At 73.2% G+C, this 24444-nt stretch carries 22 protein-coding genes; 14 read left to right on the top strand and 8 right to left on the bottom strand.

From position 1 onward, the window contains the following. Nucleotides 1-190 precede the first annotated feature (190 nt). The 3 genes from Psi01_RS30745 (at nucleotide 191) to Psi01_RS30735 (ending at nucleotide 3172) form a co-directional block, all read left to right on the top strand. The gene (locus tag Psi01_RS30745) at nucleotides 191-1186 is read left to right on the top strand and encodes a sugar ABC transporter substrate-binding protein (RefSeq protein WP_204067624.1); all 996 of its coding nucleotides are present in this window, start codon (nucleotides 191-193) and stop codon (nucleotides 1184-1186) included. A gap of 112 nt (nucleotides 1187-1298) precedes the next feature. After that, a complete protein-coding gene (locus Psi01_RS30740; protein WP_204067623.1) occupies nucleotides 1299-2327 on the top strand; it encodes an ABC transporter permease in 1029 nt (342 codons plus the stop codon). Beyond that, nucleotides 2324-3172: an ATP-binding cassette domain-containing protein gene (locus Psi01_RS30735; RefSeq protein ID WP_204067622.1), complete on the top strand. Its 849-nt coding sequence runs from the start codon at nucleotides 2324-2326 to the stop codon at nucleotides 3170-3172. The genes Psi01_RS30740 and Psi01_RS30735 overlap by 4 nt, the downstream gene beginning before the upstream one ends. Nucleotides 3173-3200: 28 nt before the next feature. Here Psi01_RS30735 and Psi01_RS30730 read toward each other — a convergent pair whose 3' ends face one another. Beyond that, a complete protein-coding gene (locus tag Psi01_RS30730) occupies nucleotides 3201-3932 on the bottom strand; it encodes a PIG-L deacetylase family protein (protein ID WP_204067621.1) in 732 nt (243 codons plus the stop codon). Between the two features lie 208 nt (nucleotides 3933-4140). Here Psi01_RS30730 and sigK point away from each other — a divergent pair, with 208 nt between their 5' ends. The 4 genes from sigK to Psi01_RS43600 all read left to right on the top strand — a co-directional run bounded on the left by sigK (nucleotide 4141) and on the right by Psi01_RS43600 (nucleotide 6867). Next, nucleotides 4141-4728, top strand: coding sequence for an ECF RNA polymerase sigma factor SigK (sigK, locus tag Psi01_RS30725; protein ID WP_204067620.1), 588 nt, complete (start codon nucleotides 4141-4143; stop codon nucleotides 4726-4728). After that, a complete protein-coding gene (locus tag Psi01_RS30720; protein ID WP_204067619.1) occupies nucleotides 4725-5528 on the top strand; it encodes an anti-sigma factor in 804 nt (267 codons plus the stop codon). Before sigK ends, Psi01_RS30720 begins: the two co-directional genes overlap by 4 nt. Before the next feature lie 25 nt (nucleotides 5529-5553). Then, nucleotides 5554-6189 (top strand): YigZ family protein, encoded by a 636-nt coding sequence (locus Psi01_RS30715; protein ID WP_204067618.1) that lies wholly within the window; start codon nucleotides 5554-5556, stop codon nucleotides 6187-6189. A 345-nt stretch (nucleotides 6190-6534) separates the two neighbouring features. Then, nucleotides 6535-6867 carry a hypothetical protein gene (locus tag Psi01_RS43600; RefSeq protein WP_239128139.1) on the top strand — a complete coding sequence of 111 codons (333 nt, stop codon included), beginning with the start codon at nucleotides 6535-6537 and terminating at the stop codon, nucleotides 6865-6867. Nucleotides 6868-7032: 165 nt separating this feature from the next. Here the strand turns inward: Psi01_RS43600 and Psi01_RS30705 are convergent, their stop codons facing one another. Both Psi01_RS30705 and Psi01_RS30700 read right to left on the bottom strand, forming a co-directional pair. Further along, a complete protein-coding gene (locus Psi01_RS30705; RefSeq protein WP_204067617.1) occupies nucleotides 7033-8163 on the bottom strand; it encodes a serine/threonine-protein kinase in 1131 nt (376 codons plus the stop codon). Nucleotides 8164-8359: 196 nt separating this feature from the next. Beyond that, on the bottom strand, nucleotides 8360-9274 hold the full coding sequence (locus Psi01_RS30700; protein WP_204067616.1) for an LLM class flavin-dependent oxidoreductase: 915 nt from the start codon (nucleotides 9272-9274) through the stop codon (nucleotides 8360-8362). Nucleotides 9275-9731: 457 nt separating this feature from the next. Here Psi01_RS30700 and Psi01_RS30695 point away from each other — a divergent pair, with 457 nt between their 5' ends. The 3 genes from Psi01_RS30695 to Psi01_RS30685 all read left to right on the top strand — a co-directional run bounded on the left by Psi01_RS30695 (nucleotide 9732) and on the right by Psi01_RS30685 (nucleotide 12829). Beyond that, nucleotides 9732-10370, top strand: coding sequence for a DedA family protein (locus Psi01_RS30695; RefSeq protein WP_204067615.1), 639 nt, complete (start codon nucleotides 9732-9734; stop codon nucleotides 10368-10370). Beyond that, complete coding sequence (locus Psi01_RS30690; RefSeq protein ID WP_204067614.1) at nucleotides 10367-11563, top strand: sensor histidine kinase; 1197 nt, start codon at nucleotides 10367-10369, stop codon at nucleotides 11561-11563. Before Psi01_RS30695 ends, Psi01_RS30690 begins: the two co-directional genes overlap by 4 nt. 111 nt (nucleotides 11564-11674) lie before the next feature. Beyond that, on the top strand, nucleotides 11675-12829 hold the full coding sequence (locus Psi01_RS30685; RefSeq protein WP_204067613.1) for a serine hydrolase domain-containing protein: 1155 nt from the start codon (nucleotides 11675-11677) through the stop codon (nucleotides 12827-12829). A 45-nt stretch (nucleotides 12830-12874) separates the two neighbouring features. Here the strand turns inward: Psi01_RS30685 and Psi01_RS30680 are convergent, their stop codons facing one another. Next, entirely contained in the window at nucleotides 12875-14068 is a 1194-nt protein-coding gene (locus tag Psi01_RS30680; protein WP_239128138.1) for an isochorismate synthase, read from the bottom strand. A 214-nt stretch (nucleotides 14069-14282) separates the two neighbouring features. Between Psi01_RS30680 and Psi01_RS30675 the strand changes: the two genes are divergently transcribed. Then, nucleotides 14283-15146: an SGNH/GDSL hydrolase family protein gene (locus Psi01_RS30675; RefSeq protein ID WP_239128137.1), complete on the top strand. Its 864-nt coding sequence runs from the start codon at nucleotides 14283-14285 to the stop codon at nucleotides 15144-15146. On the opposite strand, the gene Psi01_RS30670 is transcribed toward Psi01_RS30675, so the two are convergent. Then, nucleotides 15139-16437, bottom strand: coding sequence for an NAD(P)/FAD-dependent oxidoreductase (locus Psi01_RS30670; RefSeq protein WP_204067610.1), 1299 nt, complete (start codon nucleotides 16435-16437; stop codon nucleotides 15139-15141). The genes Psi01_RS30675 and Psi01_RS30670 overlap by 8 nt on opposite strands. A 23-nt stretch (nucleotides 16438-16460) precedes the next feature. Between Psi01_RS30670 and Psi01_RS30665 the strand changes: the two genes are divergently transcribed. Further along, nucleotides 16461-17063, top strand: coding sequence for a TetR/AcrR family transcriptional regulator (locus Psi01_RS30665; protein WP_204067609.1), 603 nt, complete (start codon nucleotides 16461-16463; stop codon nucleotides 17061-17063). Between the two features lie 88 nt (nucleotides 17064-17151). Here the strand turns inward: Psi01_RS30665 and Psi01_RS30660 are convergent, their stop codons facing one another. Next, nucleotides 17152-17928, bottom strand: coding sequence for an alpha/beta fold hydrolase (locus tag Psi01_RS30660; protein WP_204067608.1), 777 nt, complete (start codon nucleotides 17926-17928; stop codon nucleotides 17152-17154). A 130-nt stretch (nucleotides 17929-18058) separates the two neighbouring features. On the opposite strand from Psi01_RS30660, the gene Psi01_RS30655 reads away from it, so the two are divergent. Next, complete coding sequence (locus Psi01_RS30655) at nucleotides 18059-19003, top strand: helix-turn-helix transcriptional regulator (RefSeq protein WP_204067607.1); 945 nt, start codon at nucleotides 18059-18061, stop codon at nucleotides 19001-19003. On the opposite strand, the gene Psi01_RS30650 is transcribed toward Psi01_RS30655, so the two are convergent. Both Psi01_RS30650 and Psi01_RS30645 read right to left on the bottom strand, forming a co-directional pair. Next, a complete protein-coding gene (locus Psi01_RS30650) occupies nucleotides 18963-20303 on the bottom strand; it encodes an FAD-dependent oxidoreductase (RefSeq protein WP_204067606.1) in 1341 nt (446 codons plus the stop codon). The two genes, Psi01_RS30655 and Psi01_RS30650, sit on opposite strands and share 41 nt — an antisense overlap. A 119-nt stretch (nucleotides 20304-20422) precedes the next feature. Further along, on the bottom strand, nucleotides 20423-23602 hold the full coding sequence (locus tag Psi01_RS30645) for a S41 family peptidase (RefSeq protein ID WP_204067605.1): 3180 nt from the start codon (nucleotides 23600-23602) through the stop codon (nucleotides 20423-20425). Nucleotides 23603-24132: 530 nt separating this feature from the next. On the opposite strand from Psi01_RS30645, the gene Psi01_RS30640 reads away from it, so the two are divergent. Further along, a complete protein-coding gene (locus tag Psi01_RS30640; protein ID WP_204067604.1) occupies nucleotides 24133-24426 on the top strand; it encodes a DUF3040 domain-containing protein in 294 nt (97 codons plus the stop codon). Nucleotides 24427-24444: the final 18 nt, after the last annotated feature.

The raw sequence follows: 24444 nt of genomic DNA, 5'->3' as shown, positions 1-24444 counted from the left end.
TAACGAGTGATGAATGACTGAGCAATATTACATACATATGTCATGACATAAGGATGAACGTCGCATCGCGCAAAAGGTGATGGTTTCGCATAGGTCCTAATGTCACGACAAACTGTTGACACGAAGGTAATGCCGCGGTTACAAACCATGCACGGGGGTTCCAGCGGAACGAAGCGCGGGAGGCTTGCCGATGAAGCGGACGACAGGGCTGGTCGTGGCGGCCGTGCTGGGGCTCTTCGCCCTGGGCGGCTGTTCATCGGGAGGGCAGGAGGGCGGCGCCCAGACCGCCGGTTCTCCCACGAGTGCGGCGGCCGAACCGCCGGCCGGTGGCGGCACCTTCGCCGTCATCACCCACGCGGCCTCCGGAGACGCCTTCTGGGACGTGGTCAAGAACGGTGCCGAGGCCGCCGGCAAGCAGTACGGCGTCACGGTGAGCTACCAGGGCGACGGGGATCCCGCCCGGCAGTCGCAGCTCATCGACCAGGCCGTGAGCCAGAAGGTCGACGGCATCGTGGTCTCCATGGCCAACCCCGACGCGCTGAAGGAGTCCGTCGGCAAGGCCGTGGCCGCGAAGATCCCGGTGATCACCATCAACTCGGGCGGTGACAAGTCCAAGGAGTTCGGCGCCATCACGCACGTCGGCCAGTCCGAGGACGTGGCCGGGCGGGGCGCCGGTGAGCAGCTCAAGGCCGCGGGCGTCAAGAAGCTGCTCTGCGTGATCCACGAGGCGGGCAACGTCGGCCTGGACCAGCGCTGCAACGGCGCGACCGAAGGGCTGGGCGGCACCGTCGAGCGGCTCCAGGTGGAGGGCACCAACCTCGCCGACGCCACCTCGAAGATCACCGCCAGGCTGCAGTCGGACACCTCGCTCGACGGCGTGCTCGCTCTGAACCCGGCCGTGGCCATCGCGGCCCGCGACGCCATCGCCGACTCCGGTTCCAAGGCGAAGCTGGGCACCTTCGACCTGTCGGGCGACGTGGTCACCGCCATCAAGGACGGCGAGATCCTGTTCGCCGTGGACCAGCAGCAGTACCTGCAGGGCTGGCTGCCGATCACCTTCCTCACCCTCTACGCGAAGAACCTCAACACCGTCGGCGGCGGCCTCCCGGTGAACACCGGCCCCGGCTTCGTCACCAAGGACAACGCCGAGCAGGTCGCCAAGCTCGCCGAGAGCGGCACCCGGTGACCGGCGGGCACGGCGGGTACGGCCCGTCCGGCGGGTGCGGTGCATGCGGCACGCCCGCCGGACGGGCCGGGACCCGGGACCGGGATCAGGACCGCGACCGGGAGGGCCGGGCATGACGGTGGCCGACGAGCGGCTCGCCGGGACCGGCCTGGCCCGGCGGCTGCTGATCCGCCCCGAGCTGGGCGCGGTGGTCGGCGCGATCGCGGTGTTCGCCTTCTTCGCCGGCCAGTCGGAGACGTTCCGCTCGATCGAGGGAGTGGCCAACTGGCTGGACCCGGCCTCCACGCTCGGCATCATGGCGGTGGCCATCGCCCTGCTGATGATCGGCGGCGAGTTCGACCTGTCGGCCGGGGTGCTCACCGGCAGCACCGGCCTGATCATGGTCATCCTCTCCACCAGATACGGCCTGTCGGTGTGGACGGCGATGCTCGTCGCCCTCGTCGTGGCGCTGCTGGTGGGCTTCCTCAACGGGCTGATCGTGGTCCGCACCAAGCTGCCGAGCTTCATCGTCACCCTCGGCACCTTCCTGATGCTGCAGGGGATCAACCTCGGCGTCACCAAGGCGCTCACCGGCACCGTCCAGGTGAGCGGGCTGCGCCGTGCCGAGGGCTACGACCAGGCGCGGGCCCTGCTGGCCGGGACCTTCTCCCTCGGCGGGACCGACTTCCGCGTGGCCATCCTGTGGTGGCTGGGCGTCACCGCCCTGGCCACCTGGGTGCTCATGCGCACCAGGCCGGGAAACTGGATCTTCGCGGTGGGCGGCGACGAGCGGGCCGCCCGTGCGGTCGGCGTGCCCGCCGACCGCACGAAGATCGCTCTGTTCATGACCACCGCCGTGGCGGCCTGGCTGGTCGGCTCGATCCTGGCCCTGCGCTTCACCTCGGTGCAGGCCAACGCCGGACTGGGCCAGGAGTTCGTCTACATCATCGCGGCGGTCATCGGCGGCTGCCTGCTCACCGGCGGGTACGGCTCCGCGGTCGGGGCGTCCATCGGGGCGCTGATCTTCGGCATGGCCGACAAGGGCATCGTCTTCCTCGGCTGGGACGCCGACTGGTTCAAGTTCTTCCTGGGCGCGATGCTGCTGCTGGCCACCCTCGCCAACCGGCTGGTGCGCCGCTACGCGGAGGAGGTACGGCATTGACCGCGACGGGAGGCGCCCCCGCGCGGGGCGAGGCCGGCTTCGCCGTACCGCTGCTGGAGACCCGCGAGTGCGGCAAGACCTTCGGCGGGGTGATCGCGCTGCGCGAGGTCTCCATGCAGGTGCGCGCCGGGGAGGTCACCTGCGTGCTCGGCGACAACGGCGCGGGCAAGTCCACGCTCATCAAGATCCTGTCGGGCGTGCACCCGCCGGACTCGGGCGTCTATCTGGTGGACGGCGCCCCGGCCGCCTTCACCAGCCCCCGTGACGCCCTCGACCGCGGCATCGCCACCGTCTACCAGGACCTGGCGATGATCCCGCTGATGTCGGTGTGGCGGAACTTCTTCCTCGGCTCGGAGCCCTCGCTCGGCTGGGGCCCGCTGCGCCGCTTCGACGTGGCCCGGGCCAAGCGCACGGTCCGCCAGGAGCTGCGCTCCATGGGCATCGACATCCGCGACGTCGACCAGCCCGTGGGCACGCTGTCCGGCGGCGAGCGCCAGTCGGTGGCCATCGCCCGCGCGGTGCACTTCGGCGCCCGCGTGCTGATCCTGGACGAGCCCACCTCCGCGCTGGGCGTCAAGCAGGCCGGGGTGGTGCTGCGCTACATCGCCCAGGCCCGCGACCGCGGTCTCGGGGTCGTCTTCATCACCCACAACCCGCACCACGCCTATCCCATCGGCGACCGCTTCCTGCTGCTCAACCGGGGCGCCAGCATGGGCGAGTACGGCAAGGCCGACATCACCCGCCAGGAGCTCACCTCCCTGATGGCCGGGGGAGCGGAGCTGGAGCAGCTCGCCCACGAGCTGAGCCGCGACGAACCGCCCGGCGGGCCGAAGGAGATCCGGTAGGCGGGGGATCCGGCGGGCGGCTCCTCGCTCAGCGGGGGAACAGCTCGAAGCCGATGCAGGGACGGTCGCCGAAGCGGGCGGAGTCGTGTGAGGTCATCTGCTCGATGAAGGTGCGGCAGTAGCTCTCCGGCTCCTCCTCGGTGAGCGCCTCGATGTAGGTGCGGTGCTCCAGCAGGGAGCGGATCGCGCGCTCCACGCCGCCGCTCACGGCCACGGCGTGGGTCGGGCGGGGGGACCCGGCCACGGCCACCCACCGCACGCCGTCCCACGGGGCGAGCCCGCCGGCGGCCAGCTCGGGGAAGATCCAGCGGTTGCCCGCGTCCGCGGCGGCGTCCAGGACCGCCCGGCCGACCGCCCGGTGGTCGGGGGTGTTCCACGCGTTGCCGCCCCAGGTGTCGTGGTGGTTGATGGTCAGCACCAGCTCCGGCCGGTGGCGCCTGATCGCCGCGGCCAGGTCCTTGCGCAGCGCCGGGCCGTACTCGATGGCCCCGTCCGGATGGCTGAGGAACTCCACCGACGTCACCCCGACCACCGCGGCGCTGGCCCGCTGCTCCTTCTCGCGCAGGGGGCCGGCCTTGTCCGGGTCCATGGTGTCGATCCCGGCCTCGCCCCGCGTGACCAGCAGGTAGGAGACCTCCCGCCGCTCGTCGGTCCAGCCGGCGATCGCCGCGGCCGTGCCGTACTCCAGGTCGTCGGGGTGCGCCACGATGGCCAGGGCCCGCTGCCAGTCGGTGGGCATCGCCTCGAGCTGCTCCGTCATCAGATCTCCCCATATGAATCTACTTTGTAAAGGCATGGGGGCAGCCCGGCCCTCCCCACAACACCAAGCCAATTCCCCACAGAGTGGAGCCAATCACGAAGCCTCCACCGAATCGAGATCAAAATGCCCGCTCGGCCGGGCAATCCGCAGGTCGGTCTGCTCCGAATCAGCCGTGTACGCATCCGGGCCGACGGCGAGGAGGGGCTGCATGAGGGCGGAGCACGAGCCGCGGCCACGGCAGGATCGCGGGCGGCCGGGGCTGGAGGAACTGCTGGAACGGGTGGCACGGGGTGATCGCACGGCTTTCGAGCGGGTGTACGAGCAGGTCGCGGGGCCGGTGTACGGCGTCGTCCTGCGGGTGCTGCGCGATCCGGCCCAGTCGGAGGAGGTCGCCCAGGAGGTGCTGGTGGAGGTGTGGCGCGGCGCGGCGCGCTTCGAGGCGTCACGGGGGTCGGCGATGTCGTGGGTGATGACGATCGCCCACCGCCGCGCCGTCGACCGGGTGCGCTCCGCCCAGGCCGGCACCGACCGGGAGACGCGCGCCGCCCGGCTGGAGGTGCACCGGCCCTATGACGAGGTCGCCGAGTCGGTGCAGACCCGGCTGGAGCGCGAGCGGCTGCGCCGGTGCCTGGACGGGCTGACGGAGTTGCAGCGCGAGTCGGTGACGTTCGCCTACTACGGCGGGTACTCCTACCGTGAGGTCGCCGAGCTGCTGAAGGTACCGCTGGCGACCGTGAAGACCCGGATGCGCGACGGGCTGATCCGCATGCGCGACTGCCTGGGAGTGGAAAGATGAACGGCGCGCTGAGCGGGCGCGACCCGCACACGCTGGCCGGGGCGTACGCCCTCGACGCCGTCGACGACGCCGACCGGCTGCGCTTCGAGGAACATCTGGAACGCTGCGCCGAGTGCGCGCAGGAGGTGCGCGGGTTCACCGAGACGGCCGCCCGCCTCGGTCACGCCCTGGCCCTGACGCCCCCGCCCCGGATGCGGGAACGGGTCCTGGCGCAGATCGGGCACGTCCGCCAGCTGCCCCCGGTCGTGGCGCTCCCCGTCCCCGAGTTCCCCGAGGCGTCGCGGGCGTCGCGGGCGCGCCGGGCGAGACCGTCGTGGCGGTCGGGGTCGGTGTGGTGGCCGAAGCTGACGGCCGGGCTGACGGCCGTGAGCATGGCCGCCGCCGTGGTGCTCGGGGTCGTGGCGATCCGGGCCCAGGACCTGCTGGACACGACCAGGCAGGACAACCGGCAGATCGCCGCCGTGCTGGCGGCGCCGGACGCCCGGGCGGTCACCGACAGGACGGAGGCGGGAGGCAGGGCCAGGGCGGTGGTCTCCCGCTCCCAGGACAGGCTGGTGTTCGTCTCCTCGGGCTTGTCACCGCTGCCCGAGTCCAGCACCTACCAGCTGTGGCGGATCGGCCCGTCGGGCATCACCTCGGCCGGGCTGCTGCGACCCGACGCCTCCGGAGGCGATCCGCCGCCCGTCGTCGTCGAGGGCATCGGGGAGACCGCCACGATGGGCGTCACGGTCGAGCCCGCGGGCGGATCGCGGCAGCCCACCTCCACGCCGCTCATCATGCTGACCCTGCCCGAGGCCTGACCGCTCCCGCCGGTAGCCTGCGGTGGTGGCCGAGCCGTACCTGACGCTGGAAGAACCGATCGAGCACGAGATCGAGATCAAGGGATCGCGGTTCATCTGCCTGCTGGCCCCCGCGCCCTCCGAGGAGGCCGCCCGCGCGGTCGTCGCCGCCCGCAAGGAGCTGCACCCCGACGCCACGCACAACTGCTCGGCCTACGTGATCGGCGGGGACCGGCGGGTCCAGCGGGCCGACGACGACGGCGAGCCCGGCGGCACGGCCGGCGCGCCGATGCTGGAGACGCTGCTGCGCCGGGGAATCGGCGACGTGGCGGCGGTGGTCACGCGCTACTTCGGCGGAGTGAAGCTGGGCGCGGGCGGGCTTGTCCGCGCCTACGGCGGCGCGGTCGCCAAGACGCTGGACCTGGTGACCCCGGTGACGATGGTGCCCGCCAGGGTCATGGCGGTGACCGTGGACCACATGCGCGCCGGACGCCTGGAGAACAGCCTGCGCGCCTCGTCGTACGAGGTCAGGAAGGTCGTGTACGGCGCGCAGGTCGCCCTCGAGGTGGTGGTGCGCGAGTCGGAGCTGGAGTCCTTCCCCGACGCGATCGCCACCCTGACCTCCGGCCGGGCGGCCATCGAACCGGGCGAGACGGTCCACCTGCGCAGCGGCGACCGCTGAGCGCCCCGCCCTGACGGCGGGTGGCGGGTTTCGGACCTCGCAGTCGCCGTGACGGGAGGGGGAACCGGATCCGGGAGATGATGGATGTCATGCTGATCCGTCACCGCGGCCATGAGCCGATCGTCGATCCCTCCGCCTATGTCGCGCCGAACGCGACGCTCGTGGGGCGGGTGCGGATCGGTCCCCGGGCACGGGTGATGTACGGGGCCGTCCTCGACGCCGAGGAGGGCGCGATCGAGGTCGGCGAGTGTGCGATCGTCTGCGAGAACGCCGTGCTGCGCGGCGAGGTGACGCTGGGCGACCACGTCTTCGTCGGCCCGCAGGCGACCCTGCTGGGCTGCGGAGGTGGCGCGGTGCGTCTATCTGGGCACCGGGGCGACCGTGCTGCAGGAGGCGGTGCTCGGAGCGGGGGCGGTCGTCGCGGTCGGGGCCCTGGTGCACGCGCGCACCACGCTGCCGGAGGAGTCCTTCGTGCCGCCGAACACCGTCGCCGTCGCCGGGGAGGTGTACGCGCCCGGCGACCCCGGTCTGCCCGAGGCGATCAAGGGGGTGGGGTTCGCCAAGGTGGCGTTCGGGATCGACGCCGACTGGGAGGACCGGATCAGCCGCTACGAGCGCGTGGCCGAGGTCCGCTCGGCCCAGTTCGCCGCGCACGCCGACGACGAGATCGTGGGCTGAACGCCCGCCGGGCGCCGTCTTGCGGAAGCGGAGGGCGGTACGGCGGGCCGCGACGCGGCGGCGGCGTGCCGCAGGGACGTGTCACCGGTCTTCCGGGTCACCGGCCTTTCACGTCACCGGTGTTCCGTGCCGGTGGCGAGGTCCCATATCCGCACGGTGCGGCCGTCACCGGAGACGACGACGGTGCGCCCGTCCGGTCGGGCGGCGGCCACCGTCCAGACCGGGTCGCCGTGGACGAGTGGCGTGCCGGCCGGGGTCCGGCCGGAGGAGGCTGGGGATGAGGCCGCCGGGGAGCGGCCGGAGGAGGAGGTTGCGGACGAGATGGACGCGGACGCGGGACCGGAGCCCCGGGGAGCCTCCGGTTGCCGCAGCCACAGGATCGCGGGGGCGAGCAGGATCGCGGCGGCGGCCGTACCGGCCACCAGGAGACGCCGCCGGGCTGGACCGGCCCCGTGCGGCGTTCCGCCCCGTCCGGAGCCCGCCGGACCGGCGGCGGGGGTCTCGCCGGTGAGGATGCGCCGCGGTGACGGTGGGGCGGGCGGCGGGATTCTTGGCCAGGCAGGCGGCCAGCAGCGGGCGCAGCCGGTCGGGCACTCCGGCCAGGTCGGGCTCGCGGTTCAGGACGGCGCCCATCACCGCGGCGGGGGTGGTACCGGGGAAGGCCGGACGGCCGGTGGCGGCGTAGACCATGGTGGCGGCCCAGGCGAACACGTCCGAGGCGGCGCCTGCCTCCTGCCCGTCGAGCTGCTCCGGCGACATGTAGGCCGGGGAGCCCACCAGCTCGGATCGCGTGGTGGTGTGCTCCAGCAAGCGGGCGATGCCGAAGCCGACGACCACGGGCCCCTCCGGGCCCATGATCACGTTGCTGGGCTTGAAGTCCCGGTGGACGACACCGGCCCGGTGGACGGCGGCCAGGGCCGTCAGGGTCGTGATCGCCAGCCGGTCCAGGCCGCCCCCGGTCCGTGGCCCGTCCTCGGCGACCAGCTCCCGCAGGGACGGCCCCGGCACGTACTCGCTGATCAGATAGGGGCGGTCGCCGGCGACGCCGGTGGCGACGACCTGGGCGGTGCAGAAGGCCGCGACCCTGCGGGTCAGCTCCGCCTCGCGCAGGAACCGCCGCCGGACGCCGGGGTCGTCCGCCATCCGGGCGTGCAGCAGCTTGATCGCCACCTTGCCGCCTGCGGCGGACCGCCCCAGATGGACGACGCCCTGCCCGCCCTCGCCCAGGATCCCGGCCAGCCGGTAGCCGCCGATCTCCGCGGGGTCACCCGTGCCGGGCGGGCTGGGATCGGGCACCGCTCACTTCCTCTCGCCGTCCGGCCGTCCTCGATCGGACAGGTCCGTCCTTGATCCGGGAGACGACGATAGACGCCGTCCCCAGGGGAGGGGAACCGGCGGCGGCCGGGATCGGGAGCCGGATCGGCGGGGCGGGCGCTCGCATCCCGCAGGCGCCCCCGCCCAGGAAGCCCCCGCCATCCCGCAGGCGCTCCGCTCAGGAAACCCCCGCCGTCGCGCCGGCGGAACGGGCGCGTGCGGCGTCGACGAGCTCGCGTACGGCGGGCGCGACCTCGGCCGCGAAGCGCTGCAGGTCGGCCGCCGAGTCGCTCATCAGGGTGTAGGTGCTCATCCCGTGCTCAAGGGTGAGCCCGGCGAGCTGCTCGGCCCAGTCGCGCGGCGAGCCGTCGAGGAAACCGCCGCCGGAGCCGAAGCGGCCCTCGACGTTGTAGAGCCGCCGGATCTCCGCCGGGTCGCGTCCGGCGTCCTCGGCCGCCCGGTCGATCGCGGCGTTCATGCCGCCCAGCTCACCGGGGGGCGCGTAACCCGAGCTGGGCAGCCAGCCGTCGGCCTTGGCGCCGGTCAGGGTCAGCATGCGCCGCTTGTAGGCGCCGAGCCAGATCTCCACCGGGTGCGCCGGCGCGGGACCCGGCCGGGCGGCCTTGATCCGGTAGTGCCCGCCCTGCAGGTGCAGCGGACCGCCCTCGGTGTTCCAGATCGCGCGGATGACGTCGATCGCCTCCGACAGCGCGTCGACGCCCTCGCCCGGGGTCAGGGACGGCCCGCCGATCGAGGCGATCGCCTCGAGGAACCCGCCCGAGCCGAGGCCCAGCTCGACCCGGCCGCCGCTGAGGACGTCGAGGGTGGCGACGCTGCGGGCCAGCACCACGGGGGGCCGCAGGGGCAGGTTCGCCACGTTCGGCGCCACGCGGATCCTGGAGGTCCTGGCCGCCACCACCGACAGCAGCGTCCAGGTGTCGAGGAAGTTCGCCTGGTACGGATGGTCCTGGAAGCTCACCAGGTCGAGCCCCTCGCGCTCGGCGAGGGAGGCCAGCGAGAGCACCTCTTCGGCCCGGGCGGTGATGGGCGTGATGAAGGCACCGAACCGGAGATCATGCCCGTAGTCGGTCATATGTCATTCCCCTGCGTCTTTGAGCCGTCCCGCCGGGTGGCCGGTCACCGGTCCGTTCCGATCTCCTCCCTCTCCGGGAGCGCCGGCGGACCTCTTCAAGAACGCTAACGGACGGACCGGCGGCGATTTCTTCGACAGTGCGCGATCATTCAAGATCACTGGCAAAACTGTGAGATACGTCACATCGGCTGCCTGGGGTGGCGAGCGCGGGAGCCCGGCGGCGAGGGCTCGAATCCGCCCGCCGACGCGTTCCGCGACCTGTCGGCGAGATGGTCCTTTACCGGTCTGACGTGCGGGAACACCGGGAAACGACGGGTCTCCCCGCCGGGCCGCCCGGCCCCCACGGCCCCGTGCCGGGCTCCTGGGGTTTTCCGCACCCCGGCGCTGGGGTGATCGCCAGGAAGGTCCGGCGGTACGCCTCATGCACGGCATATCCGCGGGTCTCTAGCCTTGTCTCATGAGTTCATCGACTGTCGACGGGGTCGCCGGGTGGGCGATCGGCATTATGGAGACCCTGGGAGCGCCCGGGGCCGGGATCGCGATCGCCCTGGAGAACCTGTTCCCTCCGCTGCCCAGCGAGGTGATCCTGCCGCTGGCCGGGTTCACCGCCAGCAAGGGGAACATGGGCCTGTTCGACGCGGTGCTCTGGACCACGCTCGGCTCGGTGATCGGTGCGCTGGTGCTCTACGGGGTCGGCGCGCTGCTCGGCCGGGAGCGGGTGATCCTCATCGCCTCCAAGCTGCCGTTGATCAACGTCGCCGACATCGAGAAGACCGAGGCGTGGTTCGCCAGGCACGGTAAGAAGACGGTCTTCTTCGGGCGGATGATCCCCATCTTCCGCAGCCTGATCTCGATCCCCGCCGGGGTCGAGCGCATGCCGCTCTCGATCTTCACCATCCTCACCCTGGCGGGCAGCCTCATCTGGAACACGGCCTTCATCATGGCCGGGTACGCCCTCGGCGAGAAGTACCACCTGATCGAGCAGTACATGGGGATCGTCTCCAAGGCCGTGCTGGGCGTCGTCCTGCTCGCCATCGTGATCTTCATCTGGGTCCGGGTGGTGGACCGGCGCAAGGGCCGGCACCACGCCCGATGACGGCGGGAGCGGCGACGGCGGCCAGGACGCTGGCCGGGCTCGCGCTCGGAGTGCTCTCGGCCCTGGCCGGGCTGGTCTTCCTCCTCGTGGCGGTCCCCTCGCTGCTCCTGCCCGCCGCCCGGCCGCGCGTGCTGGCGGGAGCCGTACGGCTGGCGGCCCTGGAGGTCGCGCGGCTGGAGCTGCTGGGCGGGGCCGGGATCTCCGGCTACGACGGCCGCCGGGCGTTGCGCTACCTCGCTGTACGGCTGCCCGCCGGCCTGCTGGCGGCGGGGGTCCTGCTGCTGCTGGTCCTCGGGATCGGCACGGGGATGACGATCGTGTGGATGTGGGGCCGGGGGGAGACCTTCGACGGCATGGAGCCGGAGCCGCTGATCGTGGCCTACATCGGGGTCGGCGGTCTGGTCCTGTTCTTCCTGGAGATCATGGGGATCATCGGCCTGGCCGTACTCGAACGGAGGATCGCCGTGGCAGCGCTCGGCCCCAGCCGCACCGAGCGGCTGCACCGCCGCATCGCCGAGCTGGCCGAGACCCGCGCGGGCGTCGTGGCCGCCGTCGACCAGGAACGCAGGCGCATCGAGCGCGACCTGCACGACGGAGTGCAGCAGCACCTGGTCGCGCTGGCGATGCTGATCGGCCGGGCACGCCGGGGCCGCTCGCCCGAACTGCTCGACGAGCTGCTCGGCCAGGCCCACACCGCGGCGCAGGAGGCGCTGGGCGAGCTGCGGGAGGTCGCCTGGCGGGTCTACCCCAGCGGGCTGGACGCCCTCGGCCTGCACGACGCGCTGGCCGGAGTCGCCGAACGCGCGGGGATGCCGGTGACGATCCGGTACGGCCTGCGCGAACGGCCGCCGGGGCCGGTGGAGACGGCCGCGTACTTCGTGGTCAGCGAGGCCGTCACCAACGCGGCCAAGCACGCGGGCGCCCGCGCGGTCACCGTCGAGGTCACCGAGAGGATCGCGGGAGACGGCGCGCCGGGCGGCGGAACGGCCGAGGCCGGAGGGGGGCCTTCCGGATCCGCCGGGCGGCGGAGCGTGGTGGTGCGGGTGGAGGACGACGGCAAGGGCGGTGCCGACCGCGCGGGCGGCGGACTGTCCGGCCTCGCCCGCCGGGTCGCCGCGCTGGACGGCGGTCTGCGGGTGGACAGCCCGCCGGGCGGGCCCACCGTGATCACCGCGGAGCTCCCCTGCGGCTGACCCCGGCCCCACCGCGTCATCCGGGCGCCTGACCGGGATCTCCGGCTTTACCCCCTTCTCTGCAAACCGACTAGTCGGTACGTTGAGGCGAACGGCAAGGAGGGCAGCTCGATGACGACGATCCACGGCAGCTGCGACGACCGCTTCGACGGCGTGCGCAAGGCGTTCGAGGAGAACTTCTCCGCCCGCGGCGAGCTCGGCGCCGCGGTCACGGTGACGGTCGGCGGCACGACCGTCGCCGACCTGTGGGGCGGTCACACGGACCCGGGACGCAGCCGCCCGTGGGAACGTGACACGCTGGTCAACGTCTGGTCCACCACCAAGGGCGTCGTCGCCCTGTGCGCCCACATGCTGGCCGACCGGGGAGAGCTGGACCTGGACGCGCCCGTCGCCTCCTACTGGCCCGAGTTCGCCGCCGGGGGCAAGCAGGGCATACCGGTGCGCGACCTGCTCTCGCACCGGGCCGGGCTGTCCGGGCTGCGCGAGCCGACCTCCCCGGCCGACCTGCTCGACTGGGAGCTGATGACCTCGCGGCTGGCGGCCGCGGAGCCGCTGTGGGAGCCCGGCACCCGCTCGGGATACCACGCGCTGACCTACGGGTACCTGGTCGGCGAGGTGATCCGGCGGGTGGGCGGGCGCACGGTCGGGCGTTTCCTGCGCGAGGAGGTCACCGGGCCGCTGGGCCTCGACTTCGCCGTCGGGCTGCCGGAGTCGGAGGACGGGCGCGTCGCCGAGCTGTCCCACGCGACCCCGCCTCCGGGCAGCGAGCAGGCGGAGATCTTCGCCCAGATGCACCCGGCCGCGATCGCGGCCCTGGCCAATCCCGTCTTCGGGGCGGAGGAGGCCAACGAGCCGGCCTGGCGCCGCGTCGAGGTGCCGGCCGCCAACGGGCACGGCACGGCGCGGGCGGTCGCCGCGCTGTACGGCGTCATGGCGTGCGGCGGGTCGTGGGACGGCCGCCGGCTGCTGTCGCCCGAGGCCGTCGAGCGTGCCAGGCAGGGGCAGGGATCATGCGTCGACCTGGTGCTCGGCGCCGGGTTCGGCGGCGAGACGGAGATCGCGCTGGGCTACTGGCTGAGCGGCCCGCGCGGATCGTACGGCCCCAACCCCCGCGCCTTCGGCCACGACGGCTACGGCGGCTCCTGCGGCCTGGCCGACCCCGAGGCGCAGGTCAGCATCGGCTACGTCATGAACCGCATGGGGCCGCTGGTCGCCGACGACCCGCGGAAGATGGCGCTCATCGAGGCCGTCTACGCGGCGCTGTGACCAGACCGCCGGGACCGGCGCGCGGGCGCCGGTCCCGGCGGGGTCTCAGCCCTCCAGGGCGTACTGCATGACGCGGAGCTTGGCCTGGGCCTCGGCCAGCTCCGAGGCCGGGTCGGAACCGCCCATGATGCCGCAGCCGGCGAACAGCCGGGCCCGGGAACCGGTGATCTGCGCGCACCGCAGGGCGATGCCCCACTCGCCGTCGCCCCGGGCGTCGATCCAGCCGACCGGCCCGGAGTAACCGGCCCGGTTCATGCCCTCCAGCTCGCGGATGACCTCCAGCGCGGTCCGGGTGGGCGTGCCGCCCACGGCCGCCGTGGGGTGCATGGCCTCCACCACGTCCAGCACCGAGGCCCCCGCCGCCAGGTGGCCGGTCACCGGGCTGGCCAGGTGCTGGACGTTGGACAGCACCAGCAGCTCCGGCTCCTCGGGCACCTTCAGCTCCGAGCAGAGCGGGTCGAGCGCCTCGCGGACCGACTCCACCGCGCAGGCGTGCTCCTGGCGGTCCTTCTCCGAGGCGAACAGGGCCGCGCCGCGGGCCATGTCGTCGGCCCGGCTGGTGCCGCGGGCGGTCGTGCCGGCCAGGACCAGGGACTCGATGGTCTCGCCCGTACGGCGCACCAGCAGCTCCGGCGTGGCGCCGACCAGGCCGGCGCAGGAGAAGGTGTAGCACTCGGGGAAGCGCTCGGCCAGGCGGGACAGCAGCAGCCGGACGTCGATCGGGTTCTCGGCGACGGCCGTCAGGTCGCGGGCCAGGACGACCTTCTCCAGCCGTCCGGCCCGGATCTGCCGTACGGCGCGCGCCACGGCGTGCTGCCACTCGGGCGCGGTCAGGCTGCCGTCGCCGTACCGGATCCTGCCGGGGTCGGCCAGCGGGCTGACGGTGTCGAGGCGCTCATCGCCGATGGTGGTGAACCAGGCCCGGCCGTCGCGGCGGGCGAGGATCGCCCGGGGCACGACCAGCACGGAGCCGGCGGAGCGGGGGTCGAAGGTGAACGAGCCGAAGGCGACCGGGCCGGAACCGGGGGCCCGGACCTCGTCGTCGACGTGGGCCTCACCGAGCGTGGCCGCCAGCCAGTCGCGGGCCCAGGCGAAGCGGCCGGGGCCGGGCGGGACCCTAACCCGCGCGGCCTCGCCCCAGGCCACCAACCCCTCGCCGTGCCTTATCCAGGCATAGGGAGCGACACCGGGAAGTCGTGAGATCAGGTCACCGGGGTCGCCGACGGCCGTGGTTCTCACGACGAGAGGACGGGTCAATCCGAGAGTGGCTCTCACCCGTCCCACTTTATGCGGAAACTGAACGTGTTCGACGAGGGCCCCCCGGTAAGCATGTCCGCAGAATGGTGTCAAGAAAACCAAGGGAGTGGGTCAAGGCCGGGCGTGTCTCTGTACTGCGGTGATACATCCGAATCACAACTGATCGCGAATCGGAGGCGCCATGATCCGCAGGACTGTGACCACATTCACAGGGGCGGTGGCCCTCACGATCCCCCTGGTGGCCCCGCTGACCCCCGCGGCGGCCGCCGCGCCGTGGCGTCCCGCGGTCATGGCCGCGCTGGGGGACTCGATCACCTCGGGATTCAACTCCTGCGGCTGGTACGTCTCGTGCACCTCGCGCTCCTGGGCGGCCGGGGACCACGCGGGCGTGCGGAGCCACTACCTGCGCCTGAGTTCCGGGTTCCAGTCGCTCAGGGGCAACAACGTCAACCTCGCCGTCCCCGGGGCGACCAGCGCCGACCTCGCCGGGCAGATGGCGCGGGCGGTGAGGCGCGGGGCCGACTACGTCACGATCCTGATCGGGGCCCAGGACGCCTGCGTGTCCCAGGAGCGGGTGATGACGCCGGTCGAGATCTACCGGCGGCGGCTGACCGAGGCGCTGCAGGCGTTCCGGCGGGCCAGGCCGCACGGGCGGGTCTTCCTGGCTAGCGTCCCCGACCTCAAGCGGCTGTGGCGGGTGGGCAAGGACAGCCCCGTGGCGCGCGGGTTCTGGGCGGTCGCCAGGATCTGCCCGAGCATGCTGGCCAGGCCGGCCTCCACCGCCGCGGCCGACCGGGAGCGCAGAGACCGCGTGCGCGCCCGGGTCGCCGCCTACAACGCCGCCCTGGCCCGGGTGTGCGCCGACTACGGCCCGGCCTGCCGCTTCGACGGCAACGCCCTGTTCGACTATCCGTTCACGCTGGACCACCTCAGCAAGTGGGACTACTTCCACCCCAGCGCCGCCGGCCAGAGGCTGATCGCGACGCGGACCTCCGCCGCGATCGACGACTGGATCCCCGGCCCCGCCCGGGAGCGGGGCCCCTTGAGTCCCGTCAGATGAAGAGGGAGCAGATCGCTCCCCGCAGCAGGGCCGGCCGCCCGGTGCGCTCCTCGTGCCGGTCGGCTCCCGCCGCGCAGGCCAGTACGGCGCGCACGCCGAGCGAGCGCAGGGGTTCCGGCTCCCAGCGCCCCGCGCGGGCGCGGGTCCAGGCGAGCCGGGCCGCGGGGACGTCGGCGCCGGTGACCAGCGCGGCCAGCGAGGCGCCGGCCAGATAGGCCAGGGCCACCCCGTCGCCGCCGTACCCTCCGGCGTACCCCAGCCCGGTCGCCGGATCGAGGCGCACCGACGGCTCGCCCCGGCGGTGCAGCCCGAGCACGCCCGACCAGCGGTGGGTGATCGCGGTCCCGCGCAGGACGGGGAACATGCCGACCAGCCGGTCGCGGAGCACGGCGTGGTCGTAGGGGGCGTCGCCGTACCCCGCCCCGCAGCCGCCGATCACGATCCGGTCGTCGGCGGTGCGCTGGATGTAGGGGAACAGGCGGCTCAGGTCCGCCACGGTCTCGCGGCCCCGCCACCCCAGCTCGGCCCAGACCTGCGCGGGCAGCGGCTCGGTGGCCGCGACGCAGGAGGTCAGGGTGAGCACCCGGCCCCCGGGGGTGTAGCCCTCGGTGCAGACGAGCACGTGCCGGGCGCGCACGCTCCCTTCTCCGTCCCCGCTCACCGTGCGGACCAGGCCCGGCCGGGTCTCCACGGCGCGGGTGCCCTCGTGGACGGTCACCCCGAGGCGCTCGACGGCCTCCGCCAGGCCGCGCACCAGCTTGCCGGGGTGCAGGCGGGCGCAGTGCGGGGTGTGGGCGGCGCCCAGCACCCCCTCGGCGCGCAGCCGGGTGCGGGCCTGCGCGGCGGTGAGCAGGCTCCAGCCGTCGGGGCGTGAGCGCGCCGCCGCCAGCAGGCGGCGCAGCTGGGGGCGGTTGCGGGCCAGGTAGAGGGTGCCGCCCCGGTGCCAGTCGCAGTCGATCCCCTCGGTCCGGAGTACGGCCTCGATCCCGTCGAGGGCGGCGGCCGCGGCCCGGCGCATCTCCTCGGCGGCGGCCCGGCCGTGCCTTCTGGCCAGGACGGCGGCGTCGACCGGCAGTTCGGCCGAGCACCAGCCGCCGTTGCGGCCGGAGGCGCCGTACCCGGCGTGCTCGGCCTCCAGGACGACGACCTCGAGTGAGGGGTCGAGCCGTTTGAGTTGGTAGGCGGCCCACAGGCCGGTGTACCCGGCGCCGACGACGGCGACGTCGGCCTCGGCGGGACCGTCGAGCGGGGGACGGCGGCGTGGAGCGGCGGCCCAGATATTTTCCATCATGATCTTCATGATAAATTATGGATGTGACGGGCAAACGTGGAAGGCCGCCCAAGGCCGGGCGGCGCGAGGAGGTCCTGGAGGCGTCCCTGGCGCTCGTGGCGCGCACCGGGATCGAGGCGCTCACCCTCGGGGAGCTGGCCGCTGAGCTGGGCGTGAGCACCTACGTGCTCACCTATCACTTCGGTTCCAAGGACCGGCTGCTGGCGGCGATCGTGGAGCTGGTCGAGACGCGCTTCCAGGCCGAGCTGGCCGCCCTGGCCGGGGAGCTGACCCCGGCCGAGCTGCTGCGGCGCTACTGGGCTGCGGCGAGCGGGGAGTCGGCCGACGGCATGATGCGGCTCTGGCTGGAGATCGTGGTGCTGGCCTCGCGTGACCCGGGGCGCTTCCCGGGTTTCCTGGAGCGGGCCGCGCTGGGCTGGCGCGAGGCCCTGGCGCCGGTGCTGGGCGGGGCCGGGCGGGCGGGGGCGCGGGAGGCGGCGACGCTGGTCGCGGCGGCGGTCACCGGGCTGGAGGTGCACCGGCTGATGGAGCCCGGCCGGGCCGATGCGGCGATGGGCCTGCTGGTCTCCATGCTGGAGTCCGGCGCCTTCGGGGCCTTCGGCACCTCCGCGGCGGAGAGCGGCTGACCCCGGGCCCTCCGGGACGCACGAGGCCGCGCCGGAAAACAGCCGGCCCGGGACCCGGACGGATCGGGTCCCGGGCCGGCCGTACGGCTCACCCGGCCAGGGAGGCGAGGACGGCGGCCGTGCGGTCGGGCACGGAGAACATCGGCCAGTGGCCGGTGGGCAGCGCCTCGAAGCTCCACTCCGGGCCGCCCAGCGCCGCGAAGAACGGGTGACCCGAGTCGATCATCGCGCGGACCTGCTCCAGCGGGAAGGAGCACGAGACGAGCGTCTTGGGCAGCTTGTCCGCGCCGCCGGTGAGCCTGAGCGGCTGCGTCATGCTCCGGTACGGCTGCGGCGTGGCCCGGGAGGCGAACCACTCGCGCTCGGCCTCGCCCAGCCCCTCCAGGCTGGCGCCGGCCGCCTCGTGCTCCTCCCAGGAGATCAGGGGATAGACGGTGCCGCCGCCCTGCTCGGCGACCCGCCGGGCGACGAACTCCCTGCCCTCGGGGTCGGACATGTCGATGTGCGCCATGCCGTCGGCGAGCGGGCCGCTGTCGAGATAGACCACCCGGGCGATCCGCTCGGGGATCCGGTCGGCGGCGCCGGTGACGGGCGTGCCGCCGCCGCTGTGGCCGACGAGGATGACGTCGTGCAGGTCGGCGTAGACGATCGTGTTGACGATGTCCTGGATGTGGGTCTCCAGGTCGGTCTCGGGGGTGGCCAGGTGGGCACGGTCGCCGAGCCCGGTGAGGGTCACCGGGTGCACCTCGTGACCGTCGGCGCGCAGGGCCGCGGTGACCTTCTCCCAGGCCCAGCCGCCGAGCCAGTAACCGGGCACCAGGACGTAGGTGCCCCTGCCGCGACCGCCGCCGATGTGCTCGCTCATGTTCTCTCCTTGTCTCCCGGCCGGGCCTCTTCGCGGGCCGGGTGTCTTCGCTGACCTGGCGTCTTTTCGCTCTGGTTCCACCGTAGGATCGAATCCGGGCAGAACCGGTCCTGATTTTCGGAGAACTTTCATGACAGTCACCCGCGTGCTCGCGTTGCTGGAACTGCTGCAGGCCAGCCCGGGTCTGACCGGGCCGGAGCTCGCCGCCAGGCTGGAGGTGGACGAGCGCACGGTGCGGCGCTACGCGAGCAAGCTGTCGGAGCTCGGGGTGCCGGTCGAGGCCGAACGGGGCCGCTACGGCGGCTACCGGCTGATGCCGGGCTACAAGCTCCCGCCGCTGATGCTCACCGACGACGAGGCCACGGCCGTGGTGCTGGGACTGCTGGCCGGGCGGCGCACCGGGATGGCGGTGGGGGAGACGGCCAGCGAGAGCGCGCTGGCCAAGATCCGGCGGGTGCTGCCCCAGACGCTGCGCGACCGCGTCGAGGCGGTCTCGGCGACGCTGGAGCACACCCGCTCCCCGGCGCCCGCGAGCACGCCCAGGGCGGGCCCGCTGCTGGCGCTGGCCGAGGCGGCCCGGCACGGTCGCACCGTACGGCTGGCCTACCGGTCCTGGAAGGGGGAGGAGTCCGAACGGGACCTGGACCCCTACGGACTCGTCTTCCACTCCGGCCGGTGGTACGTCGCCGGTCTCGACCACCGCAGCGGGGAGATCCGGACCTTCCGGGTCGACCGGGTGGCGGGCGCCTCCCCCACCGGGAGGGGCTTCGAGGTCCCCGGGGACTTCGACGCGGTCGCGCACGTCACGGGGTCGCTGTCGGCGGTGCCGTACCGGCACGAGGTGCGGGTGCTGCTGGAGACCACCCCGGCGGAGGCGCGCCGCCGGATCCCGCCGGAGGCCGCCACGCTGGAGGAGCGGCCCGACGGGGTGCTGCTCTCGGCCAGGGCCGAGCGGCTGGACGGGATGGCCCAGATGCTGGCCGGGCTGGGCTGGCCGTTCACCGTGATCACGCCGGACGGGCTGCGCGAGGAGGTCAGGGCACTGGCCGCCCGGCTTGCGGGGTACGCAGGCTGACCGGCCCGCGCCCCGCCGCCGGTGCCAGGACGCCCCGCAGCACGCGCAGCAGGCAGGCGGGACGCACCAGGGCCGAGGGCGGATCGATGAGGTTGGCCACGCGCAGGAAGCGGCGGCCGAGCTCGGCGTCGTGCTCGGCGGCGCGGTGGAAGCGCTCCAGATAGGCGTTGACCAGCCTGATCCCGGGCGTCCGCCGGCCGCGCACCCCCGGCAGCCGCAGGTCGCCGCTGACCACGATGTCCCACGGGGCGTCGACGACCCGGGCGATCGACCGGAACAGCTCGCGCGCCGGCCTGTCCCGCCGGGCCCACTCGCCCAGGCGCAGCGCCTCCACCGCGGCCACGCTCATGCCCTGGCCGTAGATCGGGTTGAAGGCGCACACCGCGTCGCCGACCACCGCCAGGCCGCGGGGGAAGCGCGCCAGCCGCTCGTAGCGCCGCCGCACGCTGGCCGGGGTGCGGTGCCGGCGCCCCTCGTCGAGCGGCTCGGCCGAGGAGACCAGCTCGTGGATGTCGGGCGCGGGCAGCGACCCGGCGTAGGAGACGAAGCCCTCGTAGTCGAGCGGGGCCGCCTCGCCGTACCCCCCGATGGTCACGATCCACCGGTCGCCCTCCATGGCCAGCGCCACCCCGGCGCGCGGAACCGCCCTGGTGGCGGCCATGATGACCACGGGGTCGCCGTCCAGGTGGCCGGGGAGCCTGCGGAACAGCCGGGTGCTGTAGGTCAGGTCGATCTCGACCCGTTCCTGCTCGGGCACCGGGAAACCCATCCCGGCCAGCCAGGCCGGGGTGTGCGAGCCCCGGCCCGAGGCGTCGACGACCAGGTCGGCGGTGATCGTCTCGCCGGAGACGAGCCGGACGCCGGTGACCCGGTCGCCGGCTGTGACCAGATCGGCGACCTGGCGCCCGCCGGTCACCTCGACCCCGGGCAGCCGCGACACCCGCCGCCGGACCTGCCCCTCCAGGAGCGGGCGGCTCACCAGGAGCCCGGGCATGTCACCCGGCGCGGGGGCCAGGCGGCGGCCCTCGTTGATCCACCGGCAGTCGGCCTGCAGGTCGCCGCCGAACGCCCCGCGGGCGGTGAGCTCGTCGGTCAGGCCGGGCAGCAGCTCCTCCATGACCTGCAGGCCCCGGGCCAGCAGGCCGTGGGCGTGCCTGCTCTGCGCGGTGCCCCGGCGGTGGGCGTCGCCCTCGGGCAGCTCGTCCCTGTCCAGTACGGTGACCCGCTCGGCGACCCGGTCGAGCGCGGCGGCGGCAAGCAGGCCGGACATGCCGGCCCCGATCACGACGGCGTGCCTCATGGCCTCTCCGAAGGGTGGGGGAAGATCGGTCGGCTTCCACAGTGGGACGTCCCCCGCAACCTCCCAACCCCTATCCGGGCGCGCCCGCCCCTATCAGGGCCGGTTATGCGCCGGGCCCGTCATCCGGCCGGGTCCGCGGCCGGCCCGTCCTCGTGCGCGACCGGCTTCGGCGGCACCGACAGCCGCGGCCGGGCGGTCAGGTCCGGCGTGTGCGGCGGGTGGGTGACCAGGCGCTGGAGGGCGACGTCGATCGCCTTCTCCAGCTGTGTGTCGACGCCCGCGGCGTAGTCCTGCGGGGTGATGTCCACCTCGATGTCGGGGTCGGTGCCGTAGTTCTCCACCTTCCAGCCCACGTCGTCGAAGGCGAAGGAGAACTCCGGCTGGGTGGTGACCGTCCCGTCGGCCAGCCGGTGCCGGGGCCAGATCCCGATCACGCCGCCCCAGGTGCGCTTGCCGATCAACGGGCCCAGGCCCAGCAGCTTGAAGGTGTGGCTGAAGATGTCGCCGTCGGAGCCGGCCCACTCGTTGGTGACGGCGACCATCGGGCCGCGCGGCGACTCGTCGGGGTAGGGCTCCGGCACGCCCCAGCGGGGGAAGTTGTAGCCCAGGCGGCGCCGGGCCAGCTTCTCCAGCAGCAGCGAGGAGACGTGGCCGCCGCCGTTGAAGCGCACGTCCACGATAAGCCCCTGGCGGTCGTACTCGGCCAGGAAGCCGCGGTGGAACTCGGCGTAGCCCTCGGGCCCCATGTCGGGGATGTGCAGGTAACCGATGCGCCCGTCGCTGCGCTCGTGGCAGCGGGCGCGGTTGGCCCGTACCCAGTCGCGGTAGCGGCCCGGCCGCTCGTCGGAGATCGCCCCGACGACGACGGTCCGCTTCTCCTCGCCGCGGCCGACGGTGAGCTGGACCTCCTGGTCGGCCTGGTTGACCAGGAGTTGGTCCGGGCCCGTCGACAGGCCGACCGGGAGGCCGTTGACGGCCAGGATCGCGTCGCCCGGCCGTACGTCCAGCCCCAGGCGGTTGAGCGGGGAGGTGGACTCGGGGTCCCAGCGGTCGCCGTCGACGATGCGGGTGATGCGGTACACGCCGTTCTCGAAGACGAGGTCGGCGCCCAGCTTGCCCTGCCGGTAGTGCGGGCGGGCGCGGTAGGCGCCGCCGCTCTCGTAGGCGTGGGAGGTGCCCAGCTCGCCCAGCAGCTCCCACAGCAGGTCGGAGAACTCGCCGCGGGTGGTCACCTTGTCCACCAGGGGCAGGTAGCGCTCGTAGACGCCGTCCCAGTCGACCCCGGCCATGTCCTCGGTCCAGAAGTTCTCCCGCTGCAGCCGCCAGGCCTCGCGGAACATCTGCCGCCACTCGGTCTCCGGGCAGACCGACACCTTCACCCGGGACAGGTCGATCCATCCGCCGGCCCGGTCGGCCCCCTCCTCGTCGGGCACCTCGCCCGCCTTGACCACCCGCAGCCGGTTGTCCGACCGGTAGAGCATGGTCGTGCCGTCGCGGCCGATCCGGAACTCCGACACGTCCCCGGTGAGGACCTCGTGCTTCTGCTTGGCGAAGTCGTAGAGGTGCAGGGTGCCGTCGGAGGACTCGGCGTACTCGTCGCCCAGCGCCCCCTCGACGGGGAAGGTGAGGTAGACGGCCTTGCCCTTGATCCCGGCGATGGCGTCGTAGCGGCACTCGGGGACGGGGAAGACGACGATCCGGTCCTCGATGCCGTCGGTGTCGACGACGAACTCGACGTCCTCGTCATCGTCGTCGTCATCGCCGTCCAGCGGCCGGGGCTCCGGCACGAACGGGGAGCCGACGTCCCTGCGCAGCGCGATGGCGTAGGGACGCGAGCCGAGCGGGAAGCCCAGGTCGAACTGGAGCTCGTCGTAGACGGGGTTGAAGACGCGCTGCCCGATGAAGTAGAGGTACTTCCCGCCGGGGTCGAAGGCGGGGGAGTGGTCCTCCAGGACGGGGCGGGTGGCGCGGAAGGTCTCCCCGGTCTCCACCCGGTACAGCTTGATCGCCGCGGTCTGCGCCGTGTCGGGGAAGGCGTAGGCGAGCCAGCGGCCGTCGGGGGACCAGGCGAGGTCGTCGATCGCGCCGAACCGGCTGGAGTCGGCCACGGCCGCCGTGACCGGGTCGGCGGCCAGGTCGACCAGGAGCAGCTGGTTGCGGTGGTTGGTGATCGCGACCAGGTCGGCCTTGGGGGAGACCTCCAGGGAGGTGACCCGGCCGGTGTCGAGGTGGTCGAGCCGCACCGGCGGGGCGACGCCGTCGGCGGGGATCACGGTCAGGACCTCGCGGTCGCCCTCGTCGCTGGCCGCGGTGATCAGCCGTTCTCCGTCGTTGAGCCAGGTCAGCAGCCGGTATCGGACGCCGGAGGAGGAGCCGTGCTGGCGGACCGGGCCCTCCCAGGCGGCGAAGGAGAAGGCCTTGCCGCGGGTGGTGATCGCCAGCCCGCTGCCGTCGGGGCTGAGGGTGGCGCTGTCGAGGAAGCTCGCTGCCGCGACGAAGCGGCGGTTGCGCTGGGTGCGCGAGCTGCGCAGGCTCACCGGGACGTGGCGCGGGTCCCCGTCCTCGATGAGATAGAGCTCGCCTCCGGCGTGGTAGACCAGCCTGCGGCCGTCGCCGGACAGGTTGCGGGCGTAGTAGTCGCGGTGGTCGGTGTGGCGGCGCAGGTCCCCGCCGTCGGCCGTGCAGGAGTAGACGTTGCCGATCTCCTCGTGGTCGGAGATGAAGTAGACGCGGTCTCCCGCCCAGCAGGGGGAGGCGAGGTTGCCCGGCAGTGCGATCAGCCGCCGGAAGTCCTGCCCGGTGCCGATCCACAGGTCGCCGACGGTGCCGCCGCGGTAGCGCTTCCAGCGGGCCGGGTCGGCGGTGTTGCGGCCGATCACGATCTGCGGGCCGTACGAGACGGTGTTGGCCGGGCCGTACGGCAGGCGCTCGGGCACGCCGTGCGGCAGGACCCGGTGCAGCCACCGCTGGCCCTCGAAGGGCTGGCCCTCGTCGCTGGCGTACACGATCGCCCCGTCGGGGTCCCAGCCGGTGACCGTGGAGCGGACCCCGTGATAGGTGACGCGCCGGGCCGAACCCCCGTCGGCGGGCATCACGTAGACCTCCTCCGGCCCCTCCTCGCGACCGGCGAAGGCCAGCTGGTCGCCGCGCGGGGAGAAGCGGGGGTAGCCCGCCTCGGCCACGCCCGCGGTGAGCCGGAAGGCCCGCCCGCCGGAGGCGGGCACCATCCACAGGTCGTCCTCGGCGGCGAAGACGACGACGTCACCGAAGATCGTCGGGAAGCGCAGGTAGGCGGACATCGTGTCACTCCGTGATCGGGCGGCCGGAAGGTGCCCCGGCCGCCCGATCATGGATCACTTCAGCGGCGGGCGGGGCCGTTGCGCGCGGCGACGGCGTTCCCGGGCGGATCGTGCGCCCGCCGGGCCGGACGGAGCCGCCGCGGTGTCACTGTGGATGTCACTGCGGCCGTCACTGCGGCTGTCACTCGGTGGTGTCGGGACGCCTGCCGGCCTGCTTGGCCTGCTTGGCCTGGCGGTTGGCCTTGATCGCGGCCTTCTTCTGTTTTCCTGAGGACTTGGCGGGCTTCTTTTTCTCTGCCACGGTTTCCCCCGTTGTGGCTTGGATAGTGATGTGACGGATCGACACATCGAGGCCGTTAATACCCTTTGTGAACATCAATCACCCGTCGGTGACCGTAGCGAGAATCCCGTGGGCCGGGCGGTGTGGCCGCCGTCAAAAGAAGTGGTAAATGGGAGCCCTCGAAACGGATAACGATCTTCACGATTGGGCAGAACGTCGGCACACGCCTTGCGTCCCGGGGAGGTGCGGCATGGCCTGGTCGCAAGACGAGGAGCGAATGCTGCTTCAGATCGAGCGCCATCTCAGTGATGAGGACCCGCGTCTGGCCGCGCGGCTGGAATCGTTCAACGAACGCGTCCAGAGACGGGAGAACGGCCGCCGCAGACGGCGGACCGACGCCGCGGACGAGGACCGCAGGCGGACCCGCCGGCGCCCGCGCCGCTCGACGGTCGTCATCATGATCAGCTGGCTGCTCATCGCCACCCTCATCGCGACCCTGCTCGTCATGGTCCTGCGCCACGACGCCGCCGCACTGCCCCTGTGATGCCGTGACGCTGTCCCT

Origin of the sequence: Paraplanobispora siamensis, from assembly GCF_016863175.1 — a bacterium.
GTDB classification, from domain to species: Bacteria; Actinomycetota; Actinomycetes; order Streptosporangiales; family Streptosporangiaceae; genus Planobispora; species Planobispora siamensis.
The sequence above is the reverse complement of the archived record's forward strand: the minus strand, read 5'-3'. Positions and strand labels throughout refer to the sequence as shown.